3 protein-coding genes are annotated in these 2,237 nt (G+C 48.0%); all 3 read left to right on the top strand.

The window, feature by feature from the left end; translation table 11 throughout:
* Window positions 1-758, top strand: a 758-nt coding sequence (locus AC3A8L_RS21355; protein WP_487964296.1) for a DUF6345 domain-containing protein, incomplete at its 5' end; no start/stop codon positions are given.
* Between the two features lie 14 nt (window positions 759-772).
* Window positions 773-1,699 carry a hypothetical protein gene (locus tag AC3A8L_RS21350; RefSeq protein ID WP_487964295.1) on the top strand — a complete coding sequence of 309 codons (927 nt, stop codon included), beginning with the start codon at window positions 773-775 and terminating at the stop codon, window positions 1,697-1,699.
* A 358-nt stretch (window positions 1,700-2,057) separates the two neighbouring features.
* Window positions 2,058-2,204, top strand: a complete 147-nt coding sequence (locus AC3A8L_RS21345; protein ID WP_487964294.1) for a hypothetical protein — start codon at window positions 2,058-2,060, stop codon at window positions 2,202-2,204.
* Window positions 2,205-2,237: the final 33 nt, after the last annotated feature.

Genomic DNA, 2,237 nt, shown 5'->3' with positions numbered 1-2,237 from the left:
GCGGAAGCACACGTAACTCTTGGGATGATATGGCCGATGCCTGGTATGACGAGATTACCCGCAAAGGCGTTAACTTTTTTGGCTGGTGTATTGGCGGCCACTGTAGCGACGCCTACAGCCGCGACGGCCAACAGGTAGATGGCACTATTCGCAACAGTCAATTTGCCGACCGCAGTATTGTAAATTGGGGCAACGATTCGGCCCATATGGATGAAGGCGACGCCGTTATGCTCGCCCTGCACGGTTTTGAAAACGGCAATGATTACGGCGGCCGAGTACGCATTAATGAAGCCGGTGGCGGCAACTGTAATATTCGCCGTAGCGAAATGGACCTTGGTGACTTTGATCAAGAATTTCTACACCTTTCGTCTTGTCAAAGTATGGACGATAACCAGTGGTCCTCGTGGTGGCGTGCATTTGATGGGGCGCACCAAGTTACTGGGTTTCACGGCTTAATGTGGATAGGTACAAACCGAATTAGTGAGTACCGTGATTTTGCTGAGGATGCCTTCTCAAAAACCATTGCTGATTCTTGGCTGGATAATATGTATGTCCCCAATATTCAAAACGGTGACGATCAATGCCCTGTGGCCTACGCCGTGGGAGCCAACCATAACGATATGTGGAACCGCATTGGAACTGAGCGTTACAACAATGTATTAAGCGACCCGAACGATGTGGGCTGGTGGGGTGTGACTTATATAGAAGGCTGTGATCCTGCAGCAGAAACCACCATCGGCAGCGACTTTGACGCATAATAAGGAGATTAACCATGAATTTTAATACAGTATTAGCATTATCAACCCTCGTATCGGCTGCGTTATTAGCAACACCTGCACACTCACAAGAGCAGCCCGAATTAGATTCGCGTACCAACGCCAAAATGTTACTCGAAAATGTAACGCCCGAAAAAGTTTCTATTGAGGCACTAAAAACGCTCATCGAAAAAGCACTCCCTCTATACGACGAAAGCCTATTAAAACCCTATGAAGGTCGCGACCCAGTCAGTGCACTTAACTTTGATCGCTTAGCCAATGCCCTTAACGATAAAATCAGCTTAGAAGCCCCAAAAGAAGTTACCGCTATTGATGATGGTATTCGCGCTTTACGCATTGATGCTGAAAGAGCAAAAATAGGCTATGTCAATCGCGACCGCTCATGGAATTTTGATACCGACGCTAAAAGCCGAGCCATTCCTGCAGAGCAAGCCGAAAAACAAGTACTTTCGATATTGCGTAATCTCGGTTTTGAAAGTCGCGAAATGGCCAAACCTTTTATAACAAAGCAAATGGGGTCGAGCGGTAAAGCCGGCGAAGAAAAGCCCAGCAGCGTAATGGAAATGTACCGCTACGTTATTGTACCGCGCAGCCTAAACGGTATACCCGTTAGTCAATCAGATGTAAAAATCGCGATTAATAATTACGGTGAAGTGCAGCGCATTAGCGCCGAGTGGCCACAACTTACCTTGCGCGAAGGTCAGCGTTTACGCGACCACGACAGCGTAATTAATGATGTTTTACTCGAAGTGAGCGAACAAGACCCCAGCCAAGCCATTCACTTTATCGGGAAGATTCAATATGCACAGCAAATAGATGGAGATCAAATTAGCCCAATGCTGGTTTTCAATGTAAACGACTACCCAACTCCCTACCAAGTCGCCGTACCATTAGCCGAACAAGCAACCGGTGACGAAAAATAAGAACCCGCTATTTTATTGATCGATAAAGAACCGTTACCTTTATTTTCGCGAGTTCACCCTGAAAATGAGGCAACGGTTTTACCGCAAGACCACGCCCCTTAGGGGCGTGCACTGAGTAAGTTGCTGGAATTTGGGTTTTGGGGTGCTTGCTTGACGAGGCGAAAATATGGCGTAAGGGACGAGGCAATAATAGCTTATCCAATTAGGCAAAGAGATCGGCTTTCTTATCGAGGCGCTTAAAGGGGCGCATGCCGGGGCCTATAGGACATAGGTCAGTAGGGTAACGCATGGAGCAGTTACCGAGGCATGTAACGCTTTGAGCAACGAAGGTAAGGAAGTCGATATCAAGTATTAGTGGATGAAATATTGTTTCCTCGTCCCTCAAGGCTCTACCGCCACACTCGCCAAAGCCGCCATCATTGGTGCGCTAGCCGGTATGGCCGCCGACCTGGATATACTGATCCGCTCCAGCGAAGACCCACTCTTAGGGGCGAGCATGAAATAACTTCCCGTTTTTGAATTCCTGGGTGCACGCTTG

This window comes from Marinagarivorans sp., from assembly GCF_982758155.1.
This window is presented reverse-complemented; position numbering and strand designations above follow the sequence as displayed.